A 21,191-nucleotide genomic window follows, 5' to 3' on the forward strand; every position below is an offset into this window, starting at 1 on the left:
GTCCGGTGCTCCTGCTGCTCCCCCCGTCCGAGGGCAAGACCGCGCCGCGCCGCGGCGCCCCGGTCGCCCTCGACTCGCTGTCCTCGCCGGCGCTGAACCCGCTGCGCGCGAAGGTGCTCGACGCGCTCGTCGAGGTCTCGGCCCGACCGGACGCGACCGACGTGCTGCACGTCTCGCCCGGCCTGGCCGACGAGGTCGCGCGCAACGTCGGGCTGCGCGAGGCACCCGCCGCGCCCGCGCGCGGCGTGTACACGGGCGTGCTGTACGCAGCGGCGGGGCTCGACGACCTGACGCCCGCGCAGCGACGACGAGCCGCGGCGTGCGTGCGGATCTTCTCCGGGCTGTGGGGTGTCGTGACCCCGGAGGACGCGGTGCCGGCGTACCGCCTGTCCGGGGGTGTCGACCTGCCCGGGATCGGGCCGCTCGCGGCGGCGTGGCGTGCCGCGCTCCCCGACGTGCTGGACGCCGAGGCGGACGGCGCGCTCGTCGTCGACGGGCGCTCGGCCGACTACGTCGCGATGTGGCGCCCGCCCGCCGGTGCGGACTGGGTGGCCGTGCGCGTCGAGCGCGAGCTCGCCGGGAAGCGGTCAGTGGTGTCGCACAACGCGAAGCACGCGCGCGGCGTCCTCGCGCGGCACCTGCTGACGCGCCGCGCGCAGCCGCCGCGTGATGCCGACGGGCTCGCGCACGCGGCGTCCGAGCTGGTCGGTGCGGAGCTGCTAGGCGTCGAGCTGGGCGAGGCGCGCGCACGCGGCCCGCGCACGCTCACGCTCGTGGTGGGGTGAGCACCCCGCCCCGTGGCCGCCCGTGGTGGGCGGTCGCGCTCGTCGTGTCGGTGGTCGTCGTCGCCACCGGGTGGCTGCCGCGGGACGACGCGGCCGCGCTCGCCGAGCGCACCGGTCCGGTGCTGCTGTTCGTCGCCGCGCTGACCGTCGTGTCCGAGCTGTGCGCCGGGGCGGGGTTGTTCGCCGCGGCCGCGGCCCTCGCTGCGCGCGCCGCGCGCGGCCGGCGCTGGGTCCTGTGGGCAGGGGTCGTGGTGCTCGCGACGGCGACGACCGCCGTGCTGTCGCTCGACACGACCGCGGTGCTCCTCACGCCCGTCGTCATCGCCCTCGCGCGCCACACGCGGACCTCGCCGCTGCCGTTCGCGCTCGCCGTCGTCGCGCTCGCGAACACGGCGTCGCTCGTCCTGCCCGTCTCGAACCTCACCAACCTGCTCGCCGACCACGAGATCCGCCGCTCGGGCACCGACTACCTCACGCTCATGGGGGCGCCCGCGCTCGCGGCGATCGTCGTGACGGTCGTCGTGCTGGCCGTGCGGGACCGTGCCGCGATCCGCGGGCGGTACGAGCCGGTCGCGATGCCGGAGTCCCCCGACCCGCTCCTGCTGCGCGTGACCGGGGTCGCGGTGGCCGCGATGGCCGTCGCGTTCGTCGTCGGCGTCACGCCCGCGCTCGCCGCGTGCGTGACGGCGGTCGTGCTGCTCGTCGTGACGCTCGCCCGGCGCCGACCGCTGCCCGTCGAGCCCGCCGACATGGTGCCGTGGCGGACGCTGCTCGTCGTCGCGGGGCTGTTCGTGCTCGTCGCGACCGCGCACGCGCACGGACTCGCCGACGTGCTGCACCGCGCCGCCGGGGACGGGCACGCCCCGCTGGACCTGCTGCGGCTCGCGGCCGTCGGTGCGCTCGCGTCGAACGGGATCAACAACCTGCCCGCGTTCCTCGCGCTCGACCCGACGACGGCGGGCGACCCGCTGCGCATCGCCGCGCTGCTCGTCGGCACGGGCGTCGCGCCGATCCTCACGCCATGGGGGTCGCTCGCGACGGTCCTGTGGTGGCAGCGGTGCCGCCAGGTGCTGCTCGCCGTGCCGGCCGCGACGATCGCGCGCCAGGGTCTGCTGCTCGCTCCGCTCGCGCTCGTCGCGTCGGTCGCGGCGCTCGTCGCGACGTCCTAGGACCAGCCCTCGCTCGGCGCCCCCGCGACCGCGATCTCGTGGCGCCGGTCGGCGTACAGCCGCACGATGCTCACCGACGCGGGCGAGACGCGCAGCTGGCTCCACGAACCGGGGTTCGCGCCCATCGCCAGCCCGAGCGCGGCGCGGATCGCCACCGCGTGCGACACGACGACGACCGTGCGCCCGCCGCCGCCGGCGAGCAGGTCGTCGTACACCGACCGCAGGCGCTCCCCCACGTCGACCACCGACTCGCCGCCCGGAGGACGGACGGTCGCGAGCGTGTGCCACGGCTCGATCGTCCCCGGCCAGCGCTCCTCGATCTGCTCGGCGGTCAGTCCCTGCCACGCGCCGAAGTCGGCCTCCTTGACGCGCTCCTCGGTCCGCACGGGCAGTCCCAGCCGCTCGGCGACGATCCGCGCGGTCTCCTGCGTGCGGACCATCGGCGACGCGACGATCTCGCTCGGGTACTCGATGTCGCCCCACAGGTCGCGCCCCACGCGGTCGACGAGCGCCGCGGCCGCACGCGCCTGCGCGCGACCTCGCTCGTTCAGCGGCGGGCCGGGCTCGCTCGAGCCGGAGTAGCCGCGCGAGACCGTCATCGCGGTCTCGCCGTGCCGCACGAGCACCACGGTGACGGGCTGGTCGTCGTCGAACCGCACGCCCGCGCCCGACGGGCCGGGTCGCCGCTGCCGTCCCGTGGGCGCGCCCGACGAGGCGTGCGGTGTGGCGCGCGGCGTCGACGACGACGCGTCCGTGACCACCGCGGCGCGCGAGTCCATCGCGCGGTTGGCGAGCCGGTCCGCGGCGGCGTTCTCCGCGCGCGGCACCCAGGTCCAGACGACCTTCCGGGCGCCGACGAGCGCGCGCGCCTCCGCGGCGAGCCGGCGCATGTCGTCGTGCTTGATCTGCCACTCGCCGCTCATCTGCCGGATGACGAGCTGCGAGTCCATCCGGACCTCGATCTGCGCGTCGGCGTCGATCGCGACCGCCGCGCGCAGTCCCGCGACGAGCCCCGAGTACTCGGCGACGTTGTTCGTCGTGATCCCGAGGTAGTCGGCGCGCTCCGCGAGGACCTCGCCGCTCGCCGCGTCGCGGACCACGGCGCCGTACCCCGCCGGGCCCGGGTTGCCGCGCGAGCCCCCGTCGGCCTCGACGACGAGCCGCCGCATCAGTGGTCCTCGGGCAGCAGGACCAGGATGCGGCCGCACTCCTCGCAGCGGACGACGGCGTCCTCGGGCTTCGCCTTGATGGCGTCGAGGTCGAGCGGGTTGAGCTCGAGGCGGCAGCCCTCGCAGCGGCGGCCGCGCAGCGCCGCGGCGCCCTGCCCGCCGAGCTGGCCCCGCAGGCGGTCGTACAGGGCGGTCAGGCCCGCGTCGAGACCGGCCGCGGCGGTCGCGCGCTCGGACTGCACGCCCGCGACCTCGGCGTCGATCTGCGCGAACGCGGCGTCGCGCTCCGACTCGACCTGCACCTTGCCGTCCACGAGCTGCGTGTGCGCGGCGGTGACCTCGGCGAGCGCGGCCTCGTGCGCCTCGAGGCGCTCCATGACCTCGAGCTCGACCTCCTCCAGGTCGCCCTGGCGCTTCGCGAGCGACTCGAGCTCGTGCTGCAGCGCCTGCAGGTCCTTGGCGGAGCCCTGGCCCGCGTCGAGTCGCGCCTGGTTGCGCGCCGCGCGGTCCCGCACCTGCTGCACGTCCGCCTCGGCCTTCGCGAGCTCGCGGCGCAGGTCCGCCACGGCGGTCTGCGAGGTGACCAGCGCGGTGTGCAGGTCCGCGAGCTGCGACTCGAGCTCGGCGATCCGCGCGAGCTCGGGCAGCGTGCGGCGTCGGTGCGCGAGCTGGTCGAGGCGGGTGTCGAGCGCCTGCACGTCGAGGAGTCGTCGCTGGTCCGCTGCGGGGGCGTTGGGCACGGGCAGTCCTTCCGGTACGCGGCTGGCGCGTGGGTCGTCGTCGGCTCTCGCCGGCGAGCCGGGCTAGCTGGTGCGCGCGTCCGTGCGGCCGACTCGACCCGTCCACGGGTCGGTGCACCGCACGCTCACGCGGGTCTCCACCGTAGTGCCCTGGGCCTGCAGATCCGCCGTCAGGTCGCGCGCGGCGAGCTGCAGCCACGGCCACTCGGACGCGAAGTGCGCGAGGTCCACGAGGTAGGGCGTCGCGGGTCGGCCGGCGCGCGCGTCGAACTCGGCGCGCTCGCGCTGCTCGGAGGCCGGGTGGTGGCGCAGATCCGCGGTGACGTACGCGTCGGCGCCCGCGGCGCGCACCGCGTCGAAGAACGGGTCGCCCGACCCGCCGACGACCGCGACGCGCTCGACGCGACCGTCCGGGTCGCCCGCGAACCGCACGCCCTGCGCGGTGGCGGGGGTCGCGTCCGCCGCGCGCTGCGCGAACGCACGCAGCGTCGTCGGCTCCGCGAGCCGCCCCACGCGGCCGGTCCCGGTGCCGCCCGGCAGGCTCGCGGTCTCGAGCACGTCGAACGCGGGCTCCTCGTAGGGGTGCGCCGCGCGCATCGCCGCCACCACCCCGGCGCGAGCGCTCCGCGGGGCGACCATCTCGACGCGTGCCTCGACGACGACCTCGCGCGTCCCGACCGACCCGATCGCGGGCGACGCCCCGGGCTGGGGCGTGAACGTGCCCTCGCCGGTCGTCGTCCACGCGCACCGCTCGTACGCGCCGAGCGCGCCGGCACCCGCGCGCGCCATCGCGTCGACCACCCGCGGCGCGTCGGCGACGGGGACGAACACCACGTGCTTGTCGAGCGCCGGTCCCGCGTCGGCGAGCAGCGGCTCGACGTCGACGAGCCCGAGCGCCTGCGCGAGCGCGTCGGCGACGCCGTCCGTCGCGGCGTCGGCGTTCGTGTGCGCGGCGAGCAGCGCGCAGCCGCCGCGCACCAGCCGGTGCAGCACCGCTCCCTTGAACGTGGTCGCGGCGATCGAGCTCACGCCCTTGAGCAGCAGCGGGTGGTGCGTCACGACGAGGTCGGCACCCCACTCGAGCGCCTCGTCGACGACCGTCGCGACGGGGTCCACGGCGAGCAGCACGCGCCGCACCGGCTGGTCGGGGTCGCCGGTGACGAGACCGACCGCGTCCCAGGACTCGGCGCTCGACGGCGGGTAGCGGCGTTCGAGGACCCGGACGACGTCGGCCAGACGAGGAGCGTTCACGGACGATCACGCTACCCGCGGGGCCCGGGCCGACGTCGCACGTCAGGGCAGCGGCTCCACGGGCGCGCCGACGACGAGCTCGCCCGCCTGCTCGGGCACGAGCCGCACGCCGAACCACACCTTGCCGTCCTCGCGGCGGTGGCGAGCGAGCGTGCGCGTCGGCTCCGAGCCGGTGCGCAGCGTGTCGAGGTCGACCGTCGTCATGACGCACCGGTCGCACCGCTCCGCGAACCGGAGCACCACGTCACCGACCCGCACGCGCGACCAGCGGTCCTCCGCGAACGGCTCGAGGTCCCCGTCGACGACGAGAGTCGGCCGGAACCGCTCCATCGGCAGCGGCGCGTGGCCCTGCTCGTCGGCCAGCCAACGGTTCAGCGCGGCGAGCGACGCGGTCGTCGTGAGGTGCACGGGCGCGGCGTCGGCGAGCGACAGCGGGTCGCCCGGCCGACCTCCGTGGTCCAGCGAGACCGAGCGGCGCGCCGGGTCGTCCAGCCAGACGAGCCGCACGGGCCGCGCGAGCGCGTCGGACAGCCACGCGTCGGCCTCGGGCCCGCACGCCGTCGCCTCCCCCACGCGGGACAGCGTCACGGGGACACGCTCGCCGCCGTGAGGCTCGTGGACGACGAGGGGCGCGCGGTCGCGGGCCGTGAGCTCGACGCCGCCGACGAGCGGCCGCGCCGTGATGCCCAGCATCGCGGGCAGCTCACGCGCCGTGACCGTCGCTCCCTCGAGGTCGACGACCATCCAGCGCCGGTCCCCCCGCGGCCCGAGCCGGTCGAGCGCGACCCGCTCGACCTCGACCCCGCGCAGCGACTTCACCGGCCGCACCGCGAGGGACGCGACCCGCAGGCCGTCGCTCATCGGCGCCTCCTCGTCGCGCGTGCGGGCTCGTCGAGCGGCACGCGCGTCGCCGTGTCCGCGTGGTGGGCCCGGCCGGGTTCGAACCGGCGACCCCCGCGGTGTAAGCGCGGTGCTCTGACCAGCTGAGCTACAGGCCCCTGCTGCCGCGCGCCCGGGCGCCCGACGGCGGCACAGCCTACCGGCAGCCTCGGGTGCCCCGCGCAGCCGCTCAGACGCGGTCGAGCGCCGCCTCGACGTCGGCCACGAGGTCGGCCACCGACTCGAGCCCGACGGACAGCCGCACGACCGCCTCGGACACCTCGAGCTCGGTGCCCTTGACCGACGCGTGGGTCATGCTCGCCGGGTGGTTGACCAGCGACTCCACGCCACCGAGCGACTCGGCGAGCGTGAACAGCGCGGTCGACTCCGCGAACCGCCGGGCGGCCGCGCCGTCGGCGAGCTCGAGGCTCACGATGCCCCCGAACCCGCTCATCTGCCGCGCCGCGAGCGCGTGCCCGGGGTGGTCGGGCAGGCCCGGGTAGTGCACGCGCGCGACCGTCGGGTGCTCGGCGAGGCGCTGCGCGAGCGCGAGCGCGTTCTCGCAGTGCCGCTGCACGCGCACGACGAGCGTCTTGATGCCGCGGGTCGTGAGCCACGCGTCGAGCGGGCCGGACACGGCACCGGCGGCGAACTGCAGGAACTTCACCTGCTCGGCGAGCTCGTCGTCCTTGAGCACCACGGCGCCCCCGACGACGTCGGAGTGCCCGCCCAGGTACTTGGTGGTCGAGTGCACGACCACGTCCGCGCCCAGCGTGAGCGGGCGCTGCAGGGCGGGCGTCGCGAACGTGTTGTCGACGACGAGCAGCGCGCCCTGGGCGTGCGCGAGGTCGGCGAGCGCGGCGATGTCGCTGACGCGCAGGTACGGGTTGCTGGGCGTCTCGACCCACAGCAGCTTCGCCGCCGACTCCTCGAGCGCGACCCGCACGGCGTCGAGGTCGGTCAGGTCCACCACGCGGTGCTGCACGCCCCACGGGCCGAGCACACGCGACACGAGCCGGTACGTCCCGCCGTAGACGTCGTTGCCGATGACGAGGCCGTCGCCGGGTCGCAGCGTCGCGCGCAGCAGCGCGTCCTCGGCCGCGAGGCCCGACGCGAACGACAGCGCGCGCGTGCCGCCCTCGAGCGCCGCGAGCTGGGTCTCGAGCGCGGTGCGCGTCGGGTTGCCCGAGCGCCCGTACTCGTAGCCGCCGCGCAGGTTGCCGATGCCGTCCTGCGCGAACGTCGAGGACAGGTGCAGCGGCGGGATGACCGCGCCCGTCGTCGGGTCCGGGTCCTGCCCCGCGCGGATGGCGAGCGTCTCGAACCCCGCGCCGGTCAGGTCGTGGGCGTCGCTCATGCGTGCACTCCTCGGTGTCGTCAGGGGTCGGCTCAGTGGCTCAGGAACGTCAGCAGGTCGGCGCGCGTGAGGACCGACACGGGCGCGCCCTCGTCGACGACGAGCAGCGCACCGGCCGTGCCGAGCGCCTTGCGCGCCTGCTCGACCGACTCGTTGACGCCGATCTGCGGCAGGCCCTCCTGGAGCACGGCCGAGACCGGGTCGCCCATCTCGACCTCGCCCGAGAACACCTTCTCGAGCAGGGACTCCTCGTCGACCGCGCCGACGACCTCGCCGATCACGACGGGCGGCTCGGCGGTCAGCACGGGCAGCTGCGAGACGCCGAACTCCGTCATCATCGCGATCGCGTCGCGCACGGTGTCGACGGGGTGCGCGTGCACCAGCGCGGGCAGCGAGCCGTCCTTCGCCGTGACCACGTCCCGCACGGTTCGCTCGGCCGGCAGGTCGCTGAACCCGTAGCTGCGCAGCCAGGCGTCGTCGAAGATCTTGCCGAGGTAGCCGCGCCCGCCGTCGGGCAGCAGCACGACGACCACGTCGTCCGCGCCCAGCCCGCGCGCGACCCGCAGCGCGGCCGCCACGGCCATGCCGCTCGACCCGCCGACGAGCAGCCCCTCCTCGCGCGCGAGCCGGCGCGTGAGCTCGAACGACTCGGCGTCGCGGATCGCGATGACGTCGTCGACGACCGTCGGGTCGTACGCGCCGGGCCAGATGTCCTCGCCGACCCCCTCGACGAGGTACGGCCGGCCCGTCCCGCCCGAGTACACCGAGCCGACGGGGTCCGCGCCGACCACCCGCACGGCCCCGTCCGAGACCTCCTTGAGGTACCGGCCCGTGCCGCTGATCGTCCCGCCCGTGCCGATGCCCGCGACGAAGTGCGTCACCCGCCCGTCGGTGTCCTGCCAGATCTCCGGACCGGTGGTCTCGTAGTGGCTGCGCGGGCCGTTCGGGTTCTCGTACTGGTTCGGCTTGAACGCGCCCGGGATCTCCGCGGCGAGCCGGTCGGAGACCGAGTAGTAGGAGCGCGGGTCGTCGGGCGCGACCGACGTGGGCGTCACGACGACCTCCGCGCCGTACGCGGCCAGCACCGCACGTTTGTCCTCACCGACCTTGTCCGGCACGACGAACACGCAGCGGTACCCGCGCTGCTGCGCGACGAGGGCCAGCCCGACCCCGGTGTTGCCGCTCGTCGGTTCGACGATCGTGCCGCCCGGCTTCAGGAGCCCGTCACGCTCGGCGGCGTCGATGATGCGCGCCGCGATGCGGTCCTTCGACGAGCCGCCGGGGTTGAGGTACTCGACCTTGGCGAGCACGAGCGCGTCGATGCCCTCGGTCACGGCGTGGAGGCGCACGAGCGGCGTGCCGCCGACGAGGTCGGTGATGCGGTTGGCGTACTTCATGGCTGCTGTCCTTGCTCAGCTCGCTCGGCGCGAGGCGCTGATCGGGTCGGGGCGCCCTGGGGCCGGGTGGCCGGGGGCGCGTCGGGACGCATCAGGGACGACAGCAGCGCAGCACGGGTCCACGGTAACCCGCGCGGGCTCACAACGCGGCGAGCGCCTCGCGGTAGGCCACGAGCGGACGCGCCTGGCCGCGCGCGTTGACGACGCTCCACCGCAGCACGCCGCGGGCGTCCACGAGGAACGACCCGCGCAGCGCGTGGCCGGTGCTCTCGTCGAACACGCCGAACGCGCGCGCGACCTCGCCGTGCGGCCAGAAGTCGGAGAGCAGGTCGAACGTGTAGCCCTCGTGCTCCGCCCACGCCCGCAGCGTGAACATCGGGTCGCACGAGACGACGAGCAGCCGCACGCCGGCCTCGTCGAACGCCGCGAGGTTGTCCCGCAGCTCGCACAGCTCGCTCGTGCAGATGCCCGAGAACGCGAACGGCACGAACACGACGGCCACGGCGCCGCCGCGCAGCTCCGACAGTGTGACGGGCGTCCCGTGCGTGTCGGTCAGCGTGAAGTCCGGCACGGGCTCGCCGACGACGAGCGCGCGCGCCTCGGTCGCGGTCACTTGCCGCGGCCGCGCGTGCCGAGCCGCGTCGCCGACCAGTCGGGCGCGATCGCGAACGTCGACATCGCGTGCAGGCCGGACGTGGTCGCGGCCTCCTCGATGTCGGAGTGCGACACGTGGCCCGCACGGCCCGACTTCGGCGACAGCACCCAGATCGGCCCGTTGTCCTCGAGCACCGTCATGGCGTCGACGAGGTAGTCGGTCAGGTCCCCGTCGTCCTCACGGAACCAGATGACCGCACCGTCGGTGACGTCGTCGTACTCCTCGTCGACCATCTCGGCGCCCGTGATCGCCTCGATCGCCTCGCGCAGGGCCTCGTCGACGTCGTCGTCGTAGCCGAGCTCCTGGATCACCTGACCCGCGGCGAATCCCAGTCGGGCGGCCTGCTGCTGCCCGGCGTCCGCACTCGCTGACACGTCCTGTCCGATCCCTTCGTCGCGGTTCCCACCCCTGCGGGAGCCTTCCGATGTGCGCACAACCTAGCCCACCGCAGCACGCGCCACCTGGCAAGAGTCGACCGACGCCCTCGCGTCGTCCCGTGCGGCCGACCCCGTCGCGGTCGAGCCGGCGGCGGGCCGGCCCTGGGCAACTGTCACGGACATCACGTGCACCAGACATCACCCGCGTGTGACTTTCGGGCCGTCAGGGTCCGAGAATGGGGCGGACTACCCGCCCCGTGCACGCGGCACCCAGCCGCGCTCGGGCCCGGGCCGACGATGTGCGCCGTGGCCGATCCGGCCCGTGCGCCGACGAGAGGCGAGGAGCACTGGTGGCTCAGATCGACGAGACAGGCCCGCTCATCGGCGGCCTGCTCAGCCAGGTACCGGACATCGACCCCGACGAGACCGGGGAGTGGGTCGAGTCCCTCGACGGACTCATCGACGACAAGGGCGGCCCGCGCGCGCGGTACGTGCTCATGAGCCTGCTGCGCCACGCGCGCGAGCGGAACGTGGCGATCCCCTCGTCGCTCAACACGCCGTACGTGAACACGATCGCGGTGCACAACGAGCCGTACTTCCCCGGCGACGAGGTCATCGAGCGGCGCTACCGCTCGTGGAACCGCTGGAACGCGGCCGTCATGGTGACGCGCGCGCAGCGCCCCGGCATCGGGGTCGGCGGCCACATCTCGTCGTACGCGTCCGTGGCGACGCTGTACGAGGTCGGCCTCAACCACTTCTTCCGCGGCAAGGACCACCCGGGCGGCGGCGACCAGGTGTACTTCCAGGGCCACGCCTCCCCCGGCGTGTACGCCCGCGGGTTCCTCGAGGGCCGCCTGAGCGAGCACCAGCTCGACGGGTTCCGCCAGGAGCTGTCGCACCCGGGCGGCGGCCTGCCGTCCTACCCGCACCCGCGCCTCGCGCCGGACCTGTGGGAGTTCCCGACCGTGTCGATGGGTCTCGGTCCGTCGGGCGCGATCTACCAGGCGTGGACCAACCGTTACCTGCACAACCGCGGGATCAAGGACACGAGCCAGCAGGACGTGTGGGCGTTCCTGGGCGACGGCGAGATGGACGAGCCCGAGTCGCGCGGCCTGATCCACCTGGCGGCGCAGCAGAACCTCGACAACCTGACGTTCGTCGTGAACTGCAACCTGCAGCGCCTCGACGGCCCGGTGCGCGGCAACGGCAAGATCATCCAGGAGCTCGAGGCCGAGTTCCGCGGTGCCGGCTGGAACGTCATCAAGGTCATCTGGGGTCGCGAGTGGGACGTCCTGCTCAACGCCGACAAGGACCGCGCGCTCGTCCACCTGATGAACATCACGCCGGACGGCGACTTCCAGACGTACCGCGCCGAGAACGGCGCGTTCATCCGCGAGCACTTCTTCGGGCGCGACCCGCGCACCAAGGCGCTCGTCGAGAAGATGACGGACGACGAGATCTGGGCGCTCAAGCGCGGCGGTCACGACTACCGCAAGATCTACGCGGCCTACAAGTCGGCGCGTGAGCACACCGGCCAGCCGACCGTGATCCTGGCGCACACGATCAAGGGCTACGGGCTCGGCTCGGGCTTCGCGGGTCGCAACGCGACGCACCAGATGAAGAAGCTCAAGATCGACGACCTCAAGCTCCTGCGCGACACGCTGCACATCCCGTTCACGGACGAGCAGCTCGAGGAGAACCCCTACCTCCCGCCGTACTACCACCCGGGTGCCGACGACGAGGCGATCCAGTACATGCTGGAGCGCCGCCGTCAGCTCGGCGGGTTCGTGCCCGAGCGCCGCTCGACGCACAAGCCGGTCACGACCCCCGCGCCGGAGAAGTACGACGGCCTGAAGAAGGGCTCGGGGCAGCAGGAGGTCGCCACGACCATGGCGCTCGTGCGCCTGTTCAAGGACCTGCTCAAGGACAAGGAGTTCGGCCACCGCCTGGTGCCGATCATCCCGGACGAGGCCCGCACGTTCGGCCTGGACTCGATCTTCCCGAGCGCGAAGATCTTCAACACGGTGGGTCAGCACTACCTCGCGGTCGACCGCGACCTGATGCTGAGCTACAAGGAGTCCGAGTCCGGGCAGATCATGCACACCGGCATCAACGAGGCCGGTTCCGCGTCCGCGTTCCAGGCGGTCGGCACGTCCTACGCGACGCACGGCGAGCCGCTGGTCCCGTTCTACTTCTACTACTCGATGTTCGGTTTCCAGCGCACGGGCGACCAGTTCTGGGCGGCCGGTGACCAGATGGCGCGCGGCTTCCTCATCGGCGCGACCGCGGGCCGCACCACGCTGACCGGTGAGGGCCTGCAGCACGCCGACGGCCACTCGCCGCTCATCGCGGGCGCCATGCCGCACGTCGTCCACTACGACCCGGCCTACGGGTACGAGATCCGGCACATCGTGCGCGACGGCATCGAGCGCATGTACGCGCCCGACAACGGCGGCCGCGAGCGTGACGTCGTCTACTACCTGACGGTCTACAACGAGCCGATCGTGCAGCCGGCCGAGCCGGAGGGTGTGGACGTCGAAGGCATCCTCAAGGGCATCCACCTGCTGTCCCCCGCCGAGGGCGACGGGCCGCGCGCCCAGATCCTCGCGTCGGGCGTCGCGGTGCCGTGGGCGCTCGAGGCGCAGAAGCTGCTCGCCGAGGACTGGGGCGTGCGCGCCGCGGTGTGGTCCGTGACGTCGTGGAGCGAGCTGCGCCGCGACGGGCTCGAGGCCGACCAGCACGCGTTCCTGCACCCGGGCGAGGAGCCGCGCACGGCGTACCTCACGCAGAAGCTCGCCGGTGCCGAGGGGCCGTTCGTCGCGACGACGGACTACGACCACCTCGTGGCCGACCAGGTCCGCGCGTGGGTGCCCGGCGCGTACGCGACGCTCGGCGCCGACGGCTTCGGCTTCTCGGACACGCGCGCCGCCGCCCGCCGGCACTTCAAGATCGACGGCCCGTCGACCGCGGTGCGCGTGCTGCAGCAGCTCGCGCGCTCGGGCGCCGTGGCCGCCGACGCGCCCGCGCAGGCGATCGAGCGCTACCGCCTGCACGACGTCACCGCCGGCACGTCCGGCAACACGGGCGGCGACTCCTGACCGTCCGCGCCTGACACGCGCGAAGGGGGCCGACGAGCGATCGTCGGCCCCCTTCGTCGTCCCGCCGCCCTCGCGGGCGGCGTGGTCCGGTGGTGCTCCGGTCAGGTCCCCGGCATCGCCTGCTGGGCCTCGGCGACGACGTGCGCGAGCTCCTCGCGCAGCTCACGCACGGACGCCTGGTCCGGGTACAGGTCGAGGTTCGCGAGGAACTGCTTGGCGTCGAGCGGGCGGTCCGCCTCGACGGCCGCGAGGACGAGCTGGCGCGCGACCTCGGGGTCGTGCTCGCGCGGGCGCCAGTGCCCGACCCCGATCCCGAGCGCGTCGACGGGCTTGCCGGCCTCCCGCAGCAGGCTCAGAGCCTGTGCGAGGGCCGTGCCCGACGGGTCGCGCTCGGCGCCCGTGGTCAGGCGGCGCAGCGTGCCCTCGTGGTCGTCGTGCACCGACAGGCGCGCGACCTCGATCAGCGGGTACCAGGCGCGCGGGTTCCCGGCGAGCTCCTCGCCGAGCGACCAGACCGCGAGGTCGGCGGCGCGCTGGCGCGCGAGCTCGTCCTGCGGGGCGGTCAGCGGGTCGCCGTCCGGGCCGGTCTCGGCCGCACGGCGGCGCACGATCTCGGCGAGCGCCGCGAACGCGCGCGTGTTGTTCGGGTCGTCCGACAACATCGACCGCAGGGCGTCCTCGTGGAGGGTGTCACCGCGGCGCGCCGTGCTCGTCGGGCGGCGGGCGCCGACGCGCGACGCGGACGAGGGCCGACGCATCAGCTGTCTCAGACGGGGCAGCAGAGCCATGCAGCGACACTAGCCCGTCGTCGTCGCGGCGCCGAGCCGAGAAGCCGCGAACCGGGCACGCCGGGCGATCCGTACCACGCCGACGCGCCCGCGACGCGCGGTCGCCACGCCCCCTGCTTTGTCGACTTCCCACAAGCGGTCCGCCTATGCTCGGCGCATGCCCCGCTCCTCCGACCGCGCCGCGCGCCCCACCACGACGCCCCGGGCGGCCGCTGCGGGCGCGCTCACGCCGTCCGCGGCCGTGGCCCAGCACGTCCCGACGGCCGAGACGCAGCGGCGCGTGCGCGAGGGCGCGGGTCTGCTCGCGGCGGCCGCGATGCGTCGCCTCGACGAGGACCTCGACTGGTACCGCGCGCTGCCGGCCGAGGACCGCTCGTGGGTCGGGCTCGTCGCGCAGGCCGGCATCAGCGCGTTCATCACGTGGTTCGCGGACTCGACCCGTCCGCCGCACGGCGTGAGCGACATCTTCGCGAGCGCCCCGCCCGAGCTCACGCGTTCGATCTCGCTGCAGCACACGCTGCACCTGGTGCGCGTCGTCGTCGACGTCGTCGAGACGCACGCCGAGCGCCTCGCTGCCCCAGGCGAGGAACGCGAGCTGCGCGAGGCGGTGCTGCTGTACTCGCGCGAGGTCGCGTTCTCGGCGGCCGAGGTCTACGCGCGCGCCGCCGAGGTGCGCGGCGCGTGGGACGCCCGGCTCGAGGCGCTCGTCGTCGACGCGCTGGTGCGCGGCGACGTGGACGACTCGGTCCGCTCGCGCGTCGCGGCGCTCGGCTGGGGCGGGCGCGGCCCGACGCTCGTCGTGGTCGGCACGACCGCGGCCCCGATCGACGAGGTCCGCGCGGCGGACCTGCGGCGCGCGACCAGCCGGGCCGCGGACGACGCGCTCGTCGGGATCCAGGGCGACCGGCTCGTGATCTTCCTGGGCGGCGAGGGCGACCTGCGCGCGGCCGTGCAGTCGCTGCTCCCGAGGTTCGGGCCCGGTCCGGTCGTGGTCGGCCCGCAGGTCGCGGACCTCACGGAGAGCGCACGTTCGGCCCGGGCCGCGCTCGCCGGGCTGCAGGCGGCGGCCGCGTGGCCGCAGGCGCCGCGCCCCGTCGCGGCCGACGACCTGCTGCCCGAGCGCGTGCTCGTCGGTGACCCGCTCGCGCGGCGCACGCTCATCGCGCAGGCGTACGAGCCGCTGTCCGCGAGCCAGGGCGCGCTGCTGGAGACGATCTCGGCGTACCTGGGCACGGGCCGCTCGCTCGAGGCGGCTGCGCGCACGCTGTACGTGCATCCGAACACCGTGCGGTACCGCCTCAAGCGGGTCGCCGACGTGACCGGTTGGGACCCGCTGGACCCGCGCGAGTCGTACGTGCTCCAGACCGCCCTCGCGGTGGGGCAGCTCGACGCGTCCGCCTGAGCGCGCCGCGGGCCGGACTGCTCGCAGCGCTTTGTAGGAGACCCACAACGGCTCGCCGCATTCTCGGTGCGCGCCGCGTACCGGTGCCGCGGGAACGGGAAGGCACAGTTGACGGGTGCTCGTCGTCGTCTGCCCCGGACAGGGTGCCCAGTCCCCCGGCATGCTCGCCCCTTGGCTCGAGCTGCCGTCCGTCGCCGAGGCCGTGGGCCGTGCGTCGCAGGCCACCGGCCTCGACCTCGTCGCGCACGGCACGACGTCGGACGCCGACACCATCCGGGACACCGCGGTGGCGCAGCCGCTGCTGGTCGCCTCGGCGCTCGCCACGCTGCGCGCGGTCCTGGAGCTCGACGCGAGCGCGCCGCTCGGCGCGTCCGTCGCGGACCGCGTGGACGTGACCGCCGGTCACTCGGTCGGGGAGCTGGCCGCCGCTGCGGTCGCGGGAGTCCTGACCGACGACGAGGCGCTGCGGCTCGTCGCGGTCCGCGGTGCCGCCATGGCGCGCGCCGCGGCGGTCACCCCGACCGGCATGAGCGCCGTCCTCGGGGGCGACCCCGAGGAGGTGCTCGCCGCCCTGGACCGGCACTCCCTCGTCCCCGCGAACGTCAACGGCGGCGGCCAGGTCGTCGCCGCCGGCACGCTCGAGGCGCTCGCCGCGTTCGCGGCCGAGCCGCCCGCGCGGGCGCGGGTCGTGCCGCTGCAGGTCGCGGGCGCGTTCCACACCGAGCACATGGCGCCCGCGGTCGACGAGCTGCGCGCCGCGGCCTCCGCCGTGACGCCCGGCGAGCCCGGCGTCACGCTGCTGTCGAACGCCGACGGCTCGGCCGTCGCGGGCGGCGCCGACGCGCTCGCGCGGATCGTCGCGCAGGTCGCCAACCCGGTGCGCTGGGACCTGTGCTGCGCGACCCTCCTCGAGCTCGGCGTGACCGGCCTCCTCGAGGTCGCCCCCGGCGGTGTCCTCACGGGCCTCGCGCGCCGTACGCTGCCCGGGGTCGAGACCGTCGCCGTCAAGACCCCCGCCGACCTCGACGCCGCACGCGACCTCGTGCGCCGCCACGCGTCGTCGGCCGTCCCCACGTCCGCGAGCAGCCAGGAGCAGTCGTCGTGACCCGTCCCACCCTCACGCAGGCCACCGGACCCGCCCACACCCGCATCCTCGGGATCGGCGGCGTCCGCGGCGAGAACCTCGTGACCAACGACGACATCGCCGGGCCGATCGACTCGTCCGACGAGTGGATCCGCCAGCGCACCGGCATCGTCACACGTGTGCGGGCCGGCGCCGACACCGACGTGCTCGACCTCGCCGAGGCCGCCGCGCGCAAGGCGCTCGACAGCGCCGGCCTGACGGGCGCGGACATCGACGCGGTGATCCTGTCGACCGTCACGTACTTCCACCAGACGCCCGCCGGCGCCGCGATCGTCGCGGACCGCATCGGCGCGACGCCCGCCGCGGCGTTCGACATCTCGGCCGCGTGCGCGGGCTATTGCTACGGCATCGGCCAGGCGGACGCGCTCGTGCGCGCCGGCACGGCCCGCCATGTCCTCGTCATCGGCGCCGAGAAGATGAGCGACTTCATCGACCCGACGGACCGCTCGATCTCCTTCCTGCTCGGCGACGGCGCGGGCGCGGTCGTGATCGGCCCGTCCGACACGCCGGGCATCGGCCCGACGGTCTGGGGCTCCGACGGCGGCCAGGCCCAGGCCATCCGCCAGACGCACTCCTGGAAGGAGACGCAGACGGGCGCGGGCTGGCCCACGCTGCGCCAGGAGGGCCAGTCGGTCTTCAAGTGGGCCGTGTGGCAGATGGCTCCCGTCGCGCAGAAGGCGCTCGACGCCGCGGGCGTCACCGCTGACGAGGTCGAGGCGTTCATCCCGCACCAGGCGAACATGCGGATCGTCGACCAGATGATCAAGCAGCTCAAGCTGCCCGACTCGGTGGTCGTCGCGCGGGACATCGCCGACACGGGCAACACGTCCGCCGCGTCGATCCCCCTCGCCACCGAGCGGCTGCTCCGCGAGGGCCAGGTGTCCTCGGGCGCGCTCGCGCTGCAGATCGGGTTCGGCGCGGGACTCGTCTACGCGGCCCAGGTCGTCGTCCTGCCCTGACCCACCCCGGGGGTGCCGCCGCCGGCGCCCCGTACTCCCCGTCGGTCCGGCCGCCCGGCTGTACCGTTCGTCCGACCCCAACGTCCCACGAAGGAGACACCCATGGCGTACAGCGAGCAGGACATCCTGGCCGGTCTGGCCGAGATCGTGAGCGAGGAGACCGGCCTGCCGACCGACGCGGTCCAGTCGGAGAAGTCGTTCACCGACGACCTCGACATCGACTCCCTGTCGATGATGACGATCGTCACGCTCGCCGAGGAGAAGTTCGACGTGCGCATCCCCGACGACGAGGTCAAGAACCTCGCGACGGTCGGCGACGCGGTCAGCTTCATCGCGAACGCGCAGTCCTGAGCCACCGCGTCCGTCCTGCGCCCCGCCGCGCAGGACGGACGCGCAGGGGCGTCGCCGGCGACCCGGCACACCCGCACCTCCGCACGACACCCGCGAGACCGGGACCCGACCTCACTGGGAGCAACGATGAGCCACACGACCGACGTCGTCGTCACCGGCCTGGGCGCCACCACGCCGCTGGGCGGAGACGTGAAGAGCACGTGGGCCGCGGCGCTCGCCGGGGAGTCCGGCGCCCGTCCGTTCGAGGAGGACTGGTCGGAGCGCTACGGCATCCCGGTCCAGTTCGCGGCGACCCTCAAGGTCAAGCCCGAGGAGGTCCTCGAGCGGCCCGAGCTCAAGCGCATGGACCCCTCCGCGCAGTACGCGATCGTCGCGGCGCGTGAGGCGTGGGCCGACGCGGGCTCGCCCGAGGTCGACGGCGAGCGCCTCGGCGCGGTCGTCTCGTCGGGCATCGGCGGCATCTGGACGACGCTGGACGGCTGGGACGTGCTGCGGGAGAAGGGCGCGCGCCGCGTCCTGCCCATGACGGTCCCCATGCTCATGCCGAACTCCCCCGTCGCGTACGTGTCGCTCGAGTTCGGCGCGAAGGCCGGTGCGCACGCGCTCGTCTCGGCGTGCGCGTCGGGCGCCGAGGCCATCGGCTACGGCGTCGACATGATCCGCGCCGGGCGCGCCGACGTGGTCATCGCGGGCGGCACCGAGGCGACCATCCACCCCATGCCGATCGCCGCGTTCGCGGCGTCACGCACGCTGTCGCTGCGCAACGACGACCCGCAGGGCGCGTCGCGACCGTACGACGTCGACCGCGACGGCTTCGTCATCGGTGAGGGCTCGGGCGTGGTCGTGCTCGAGAGCGCGGAGCACGCGGCGGCCCGCGGGGCGCGCGTGTACGCCCGTATCGCGGGCGTCGGCCTGTCCGCGGACGGCTACCACATCACGTCGCCCGAGCCGAGCGGCGACGGGCAGATCCGCGCGATGCGCTCGGCCCTGCGGGAGTCGGGCGTCACCGCGCCCGAGGTCGTGCACGTCAACGCGCACGCGACCTCGACGGTCGTCGGCGACCTCATCGAGGCGCGTTCGATCCGTGGCGTGCTGGGCGACGACGCGGACCACGTCGCGCTGTCGGCGACGAAGTCGATGACCGGCCACCTGCTGGGCGGCGCGGGCGCGCTGGAGACGATCTTCACGGTCCTCGCGCTGCACGAGCGCCAGGCCCCGCCGACGATCAACGTCAGCAGCCCGGACCCGGAGCTCGTGCTCGACCTGGTGCGGGACACCCCGCGCGCGCTGCCCGCGGGCGACATCGCCGCGATCAACAACTCGTTCGGGTTCGGCGGCCACAACGTCGCGCTCGTCGTCACCAGCGCCTGACCTCCCGCACGACGAGACGCGCGAGCAGACGCACGACGAAGGGGCGCCCCGCCGGGGACGCCCCTTCGTCGTCTCGTCAGGTGCGGCGGCTCAGCCGACGCGGTGCAGCCAGCGCACGGGCGCGCCAGCGCCCGCGTAGCGGAACGGCTCGAGCTCGTCGTCCCACGCCTGGCCGAGCGCGAGGTCGAGCTCGGCGCGCAGCCGCGCCGGGTCGCCCGCGTGCTCGAGCGCGGCGCGGATGCGGTCCTCGGGGACGACGACGTTGCCGTGCACGTCGGTCTGCGCGTGGAAGATGCCGAGGTCGGGCGTGTGGCTCCAGCGCGAGCCGTCGGTGCCGTGGCTCGCCTCCTCGGTCACCTCGTACCGCAGGTGGGCCCAGCCGCGCAGGGCGGACGCCAGCCGCGCGCCCGTCCCGGGCACGCCCTGCCACGAGTGCTCGGCGCGGTAGAACGCGGGGCCGGCCGGCTGCTCCGTCCAGTCCAGCGAGACGCGCTGACCCAGCACGTTGCCCGCCGCCCACTCGATGTGCGGGCACAGCGCACGCGGTGCCGAGTGCACGAAAAGCACACCGCGGGTGATCGCACCTGCCATGTCGTCCTCCATCAGCGGCTCGAGGTTCGCCTTCCCCAACGACCTCGTGACTGCTGCGGAGCACCCGTGGAGCGCGCGCGGCGTACGGGCTCAGGATGCACGACGAGGCGAGGTGACGCCAAGCGGAACCGCCGCGCGTCGCCCGGATGCGTGAACACGGGCGTTCACCGACGCAACCGCTCGGCATTTGACAGGCTCGCCCCCGCTGGACTTCACTCGGGGCCGGGCCGCGCGATATGTCCGGCCCCGGCCGGCGTCCGCCGGCCACGCGGCACCGAGCCGCCTGACGAGAGGTCGACGATGCGCACGTGGACGACGGGCACCTGCACGGCTGAGCCTTCGGGCGCGGCCGTGATGTGTCCGTGCACCGCGCACCGTCGAATGCCCGCGTCCTGCTGAGCCGCGTCGGGTCGCACGTCCGACCGGTGCCGCAGGGCACCTGACGACGTCCCCAACCTCGCCGCCCCGCTCCTGCTCCGGAGCGGCGGCCTGCGGCACGTCGGCGCACACTGGCCGCACGACGACCTGACGCCTCCGCACCGCCGCCGCGACCCCGCGGCGGCACCGTCCCACGGCTCTGCTCCTCGGCATCGCCCGCCGCACGCCTCGTCGGCGGCACCGCCCCGCAGCACTTGCCCCGCCCGTCCCACGGCACACCCGTACCGGCCGACCCACGGAGACCCACCATGTCCGACAGCACCTCCCCGACTCCCCCGTCCGACGGCGCGCCCGTCCTCCCCCCGAAGGCGCGCTCGTCCCGGCGCGGCCTGGCCGCCGGCCTCGTCGTCGCCGCGCTCGTCGTGGTCGGCGTCGTGGTCGCCCTCCTCGTCAACCGCGGCTCCGACGAGCCCTCCGCCGGGTCGGCGGGCTCGTCGGCGTCCGACGGTGCGAGGGTCGTGCGCCTCGGGACCACCGAGATCGCGCAGCCGCACTGGCAGATCCTCAAGGACCTGGCCGCGCAGGAGGGGATCGACCTCGAGCTCGTGGGCTTCTCGGAGTACACGCAGCCGAACCCGGCGCTCGCCGACGGCGAGATCGACCTCAACGCGTTCCAGCACCTGCTCTACCTCGCGGACCACAACAACAACACGGGCGACGACCTGCAGCCGATCGGCTCGACGCTGATCGTGCCGCTGCCGCTGTACTCGGAGAAGCACGACTCGGTCGAGGAGTTCACCAAGGGCGAGCAGGTGGCGATCCCGAACGACGCGACCAACCAGGCGCGCGCGCTGTTCGTCCTCGAGTCGGCAGGGCTCGTGACGTTCACGGGCGACCCGTCGGTGCCCACGCCGGACGACGTCGACACCGACGCGTCCACGGTCGTCGTGCGGCCCGTCGAGGCGTCGCAGACGGCAGGCCTGATCGGCGACCCCGACATCGCGGGCGTCGTCGTGAACAACAACTTCGCGACCGACGCGGGCTTCGACCTGGACGGCTACGTCTACGCCGACGACCCGTCGTCCGAGGGCGCGAAGCCGTACATCAACGTGTTCGTCGCGCGGCCCGACGAGGTCGACGACCCGGTGTACCAGCGGATCGTCGAGCTGTACCACGACCCGTCGGTGCTCGAGTCGGTCGTCGAGTCCTCGGGCGGCACCGCGGTGATCGTCGAGGGCTACGACGCGGCCGCGCTGCAGGAGATCCTCGCCACGACGCAGGAGAACCTGCAGGCCACGAGCTGATCCCCGTCGTCGTGCCGTCCCGGTCC

At 74.5% G+C, this 21,191-nt stretch carries 19 protein-coding genes and 1 tRNA gene; 9 read left to right on the forward strand and 11 right to left on the reverse strand.

Annotated elements, in window-relative coordinates; genetic code table 11:
• The first annotated feature begins 5 nt into the window (after positions 1-5).
• Positions 6-785 (forward strand): YaaA family protein, encoded by a 780-nt coding sequence (locus tag F1D97_RS13275; protein WP_236120961.1) that lies wholly within the window; start codon positions 6-8, stop codon positions 783-785.
• Positions 782-1,954, forward strand: coding sequence for an SLC13 family permease (locus F1D97_RS13280; RefSeq protein WP_236120963.1), 1,173 nt, complete (start codon positions 782-784; stop codon positions 1,952-1,954). Before F1D97_RS13275 ends, F1D97_RS13280 begins: the two co-directional genes overlap by 4 nt.
• On the opposite strand, the gene F1D97_RS13285 is transcribed toward F1D97_RS13280, so the two are convergent.
• The 9 genes from F1D97_RS13285 to F1D97_RS13325 all read right to left on the reverse strand — a co-directional run bounded on the left by F1D97_RS13285 (position 1,951) and on the right by F1D97_RS13325 (position 9,776).
• Positions 1,951-3,123 (reverse strand): bifunctional RNase H/acid phosphatase, encoded by a 1,173-nt coding sequence (locus F1D97_RS13285; protein WP_236120965.1) that lies wholly within the window; start codon positions 3,121-3,123, stop codon positions 1,951-1,953. The two genes, F1D97_RS13280 and F1D97_RS13285, sit on opposite strands and share 4 nt — an antisense overlap.
• On the reverse strand, positions 3,123-3,863 hold the full coding sequence (locus tag F1D97_RS13290) for a zinc ribbon domain-containing protein (protein WP_236120966.1): 741 nt from the start codon (positions 3,861-3,863) through the stop codon (positions 3,123-3,125). The genes F1D97_RS13285 and F1D97_RS13290 overlap by 1 nt, the downstream gene beginning before the upstream one ends.
• Before the next feature lie 63 nt (positions 3,864-3,926).
• Complete coding sequence (locus F1D97_RS13295; protein WP_236120968.1) at positions 3,927-5,114, reverse strand: Nif3-like dinuclear metal center hexameric protein; 1,188 nt, start codon at positions 5,112-5,114, stop codon at positions 3,927-3,929.
• A gap of 42 nt (positions 5,115-5,156) precedes the next feature.
• Positions 5,157-5,975, reverse strand: a complete 819-nt coding sequence (locus tag F1D97_RS13300; RefSeq protein ID WP_236120969.1) for an MOSC domain-containing protein — start codon at positions 5,973-5,975, stop codon at positions 5,157-5,159.
• Between the two features lie 60 nt (positions 5,976-6,035).
• Positions 6,036-6,112, reverse strand: a tRNA-Val gene (locus tag F1D97_RS13305).
• 71 nt (positions 6,113-6,183) lie between these two features.
• Entirely contained in the window at positions 6,184-7,350 is a 1,167-nt protein-coding gene (locus F1D97_RS13310; RefSeq protein WP_236120971.1) for a cystathionine gamma-synthase, read from the reverse strand.
• 32 nt (positions 7,351-7,382) lie between these two features.
• Positions 7,383-8,747: a cystathionine beta-synthase gene (locus F1D97_RS13315; RefSeq protein ID WP_236120973.1), complete on the reverse strand. Its 1,365-nt coding sequence runs from the start codon at positions 8,745-8,747 to the stop codon at positions 7,383-7,385.
• Positions 8,748-8,886: 139 nt separating this feature from the next.
• A complete protein-coding gene (locus F1D97_RS13320) occupies positions 8,887-9,360 on the reverse strand; it encodes a peroxiredoxin (RefSeq protein WP_236120974.1) in 474 nt (157 codons plus the stop codon).
• Positions 9,357-9,776: a DUF3052 domain-containing protein gene (locus F1D97_RS13325; RefSeq protein WP_236120976.1), complete on the reverse strand. Its 420-nt coding sequence runs from the start codon at positions 9,774-9,776 to the stop codon at positions 9,357-9,359. Before F1D97_RS13325 ends, F1D97_RS13320 begins: the two co-directional genes overlap by 4 nt.
• A gap of 353 nt (positions 9,777-10,129) precedes the next feature.
• Between F1D97_RS13325 and aceE the strand changes: the two genes are divergently transcribed.
• Positions 10,130-12,877, forward strand: a complete 2,748-nt coding sequence (aceE, locus tag F1D97_RS13330) for a pyruvate dehydrogenase (acetyl-transferring), homodimeric type (RefSeq protein ID WP_236120978.1) — start codon at positions 10,130-10,132, stop codon at positions 12,875-12,877.
• Between the two features lie 101 nt (positions 12,878-12,978).
• Here the strand turns inward: aceE and F1D97_RS13335 are convergent, their stop codons facing one another.
• On the reverse strand, positions 12,979-13,665 hold the full coding sequence (locus F1D97_RS13335; protein WP_236120980.1) for a hypothetical protein: 687 nt from the start codon (positions 13,663-13,665) through the stop codon (positions 12,979-12,981).
• Between the two features lie 157 nt (positions 13,666-13,822).
• On the opposite strand from F1D97_RS13335, the gene F1D97_RS13340 reads away from it, so the two are divergent.
• From F1D97_RS13340 to F1D97_RS13360, 5 genes are all read left to right on the forward strand, one after another.
• Positions 13,823-15,067: a PucR family transcriptional regulator gene (locus F1D97_RS13340; RefSeq protein ID WP_236120982.1), complete on the forward strand. Its 1,245-nt coding sequence runs from the start codon at positions 13,823-13,825 to the stop codon at positions 15,065-15,067.
• A 115-nt stretch (positions 15,068-15,182) separates the two neighbouring features.
• The gene (locus tag F1D97_RS13345; RefSeq protein WP_236120984.1) at positions 15,183-16,172 is read left to right on the forward strand and encodes an ACP S-malonyltransferase; all 990 of its coding nucleotides are present in this window, start codon (positions 15,183-15,185) and stop codon (positions 16,170-16,172) included.
• Entirely contained in the window at positions 16,169-17,170 is a 1,002-nt protein-coding gene (locus F1D97_RS13350; protein WP_236120986.1) for a beta-ketoacyl-ACP synthase III, read from the forward strand. Before F1D97_RS13345 ends, F1D97_RS13350 begins: the two co-directional genes overlap by 4 nt.
• Before the next feature lie 102 nt (positions 17,171-17,272).
• Entirely contained in the window at positions 17,273-17,521 is a 249-nt protein-coding gene (locus tag F1D97_RS13355; RefSeq protein ID WP_236120988.1) for an acyl carrier protein, read from the forward strand.
• A 126-nt stretch (positions 17,522-17,647) separates the two neighbouring features.
• Positions 17,648-18,892 carry a beta-ketoacyl-[acyl-carrier-protein] synthase family protein gene (locus F1D97_RS13360; protein WP_236120990.1) on the forward strand — a complete coding sequence of 415 codons (1,245 nt, stop codon included), beginning with the start codon at positions 17,648-17,650 and terminating at the stop codon, positions 18,890-18,892.
• A 90-nt stretch (positions 18,893-18,982) separates the two neighbouring features.
• Here F1D97_RS13360 and F1D97_RS13365 read toward each other — a convergent pair whose 3' ends face one another.
• Positions 18,983-19,483, reverse strand: a complete 501-nt coding sequence (locus F1D97_RS13365; RefSeq protein ID WP_236120991.1) for a DUF3145 domain-containing protein — start codon at positions 19,481-19,483, stop codon at positions 18,983-18,985.
• A gap of 686 nt (positions 19,484-20,169) precedes the next feature.
• On the opposite strand from F1D97_RS13365, the gene F1D97_RS13370 reads away from it, so the two are divergent.
• Entirely contained in the window at positions 20,170-21,165 is a 996-nt protein-coding gene (locus F1D97_RS13370; RefSeq protein ID WP_236120993.1) for a MetQ/NlpA family ABC transporter substrate-binding protein, read from the forward strand.
• The last annotated feature ends 26 nt before the right edge of the window (positions 21,166-21,191 follow it).

It is taken from the genome of Cellulomonas palmilytica, from assembly GCF_021590045.1.
GTDB lineage: Bacteria > Actinomycetota > Actinomycetes > Actinomycetales > Cellulomonadaceae > Cellulomonas > Cellulomonas palmilytica.

What these genes read in the sequence shown, in the direction of transcription:
- F1D97_RS13310 (WP_236120971.1), bottom strand. Translation starts at nt 7,350, where the DNA reads ATGAGCGACGCCCACGACCTGACCGGCGCGGGGTTCGAGACGCTCGCC.
- F1D97_RS13340 (WP_236120982.1), top strand. Translation starts at nt 13,823, where the DNA reads ATGCCCCGCTCCTCCGACCGCGCCGCGCGCCCCACCACGACGCCCCGG.
- F1D97_RS13285 (WP_236120965.1), bottom strand. Translation starts at nt 3,123, where the DNA reads ATGCGGCGGCTCGTCGTCGAGGCCGACGGGGGCTCGCGCGGCAACCCG.
- F1D97_RS13360 (WP_236120990.1), top strand. Translation starts at nt 17,648, where the DNA reads ATGAGCCACACGACCGACGTCGTCGTCACCGGCCTGGGCGCCACCACG.
- F1D97_RS13335 (WP_236120980.1), bottom strand. Translation starts at nt 13,665, where the DNA reads ATGGCTCTGCTGCCCCGTCTGAGACAGCTGATGCGTCGGCCCTCGTCC.
- F1D97_RS13370 (WP_236120993.1), top strand. Translation starts at nt 20,170, where the DNA reads ATGTCCGACAGCACCTCCCCGACTCCCCCGTCCGACGGCGCGCCCGTC.
- F1D97_RS13315 (WP_236120973.1), bottom strand. Translation starts at nt 8,747, where the DNA reads ATGAAGTACGCCAACCGCATCACCGACCTCGTCGGCGGCACGCCGCTC.
- F1D97_RS13365 (WP_236120991.1), bottom strand. Translation starts at nt 19,483, where the DNA reads ATGGCAGGTGCGATCACCCGCGGTGTGCTTTTCGTGCACTCGGCACCG.
- F1D97_RS13355 (WP_236120988.1), top strand. Translation starts at nt 17,273, where the DNA reads ATGGCGTACAGCGAGCAGGACATCCTGGCCGGTCTGGCCGAGATCGTG.
- F1D97_RS13300 (WP_236120969.1), bottom strand. Translation starts at nt 5,975, where the DNA reads ATGAGCGACGGCCTGCGGGTCGCGTCCCTCGCGGTGCGGCCGGTGAAG.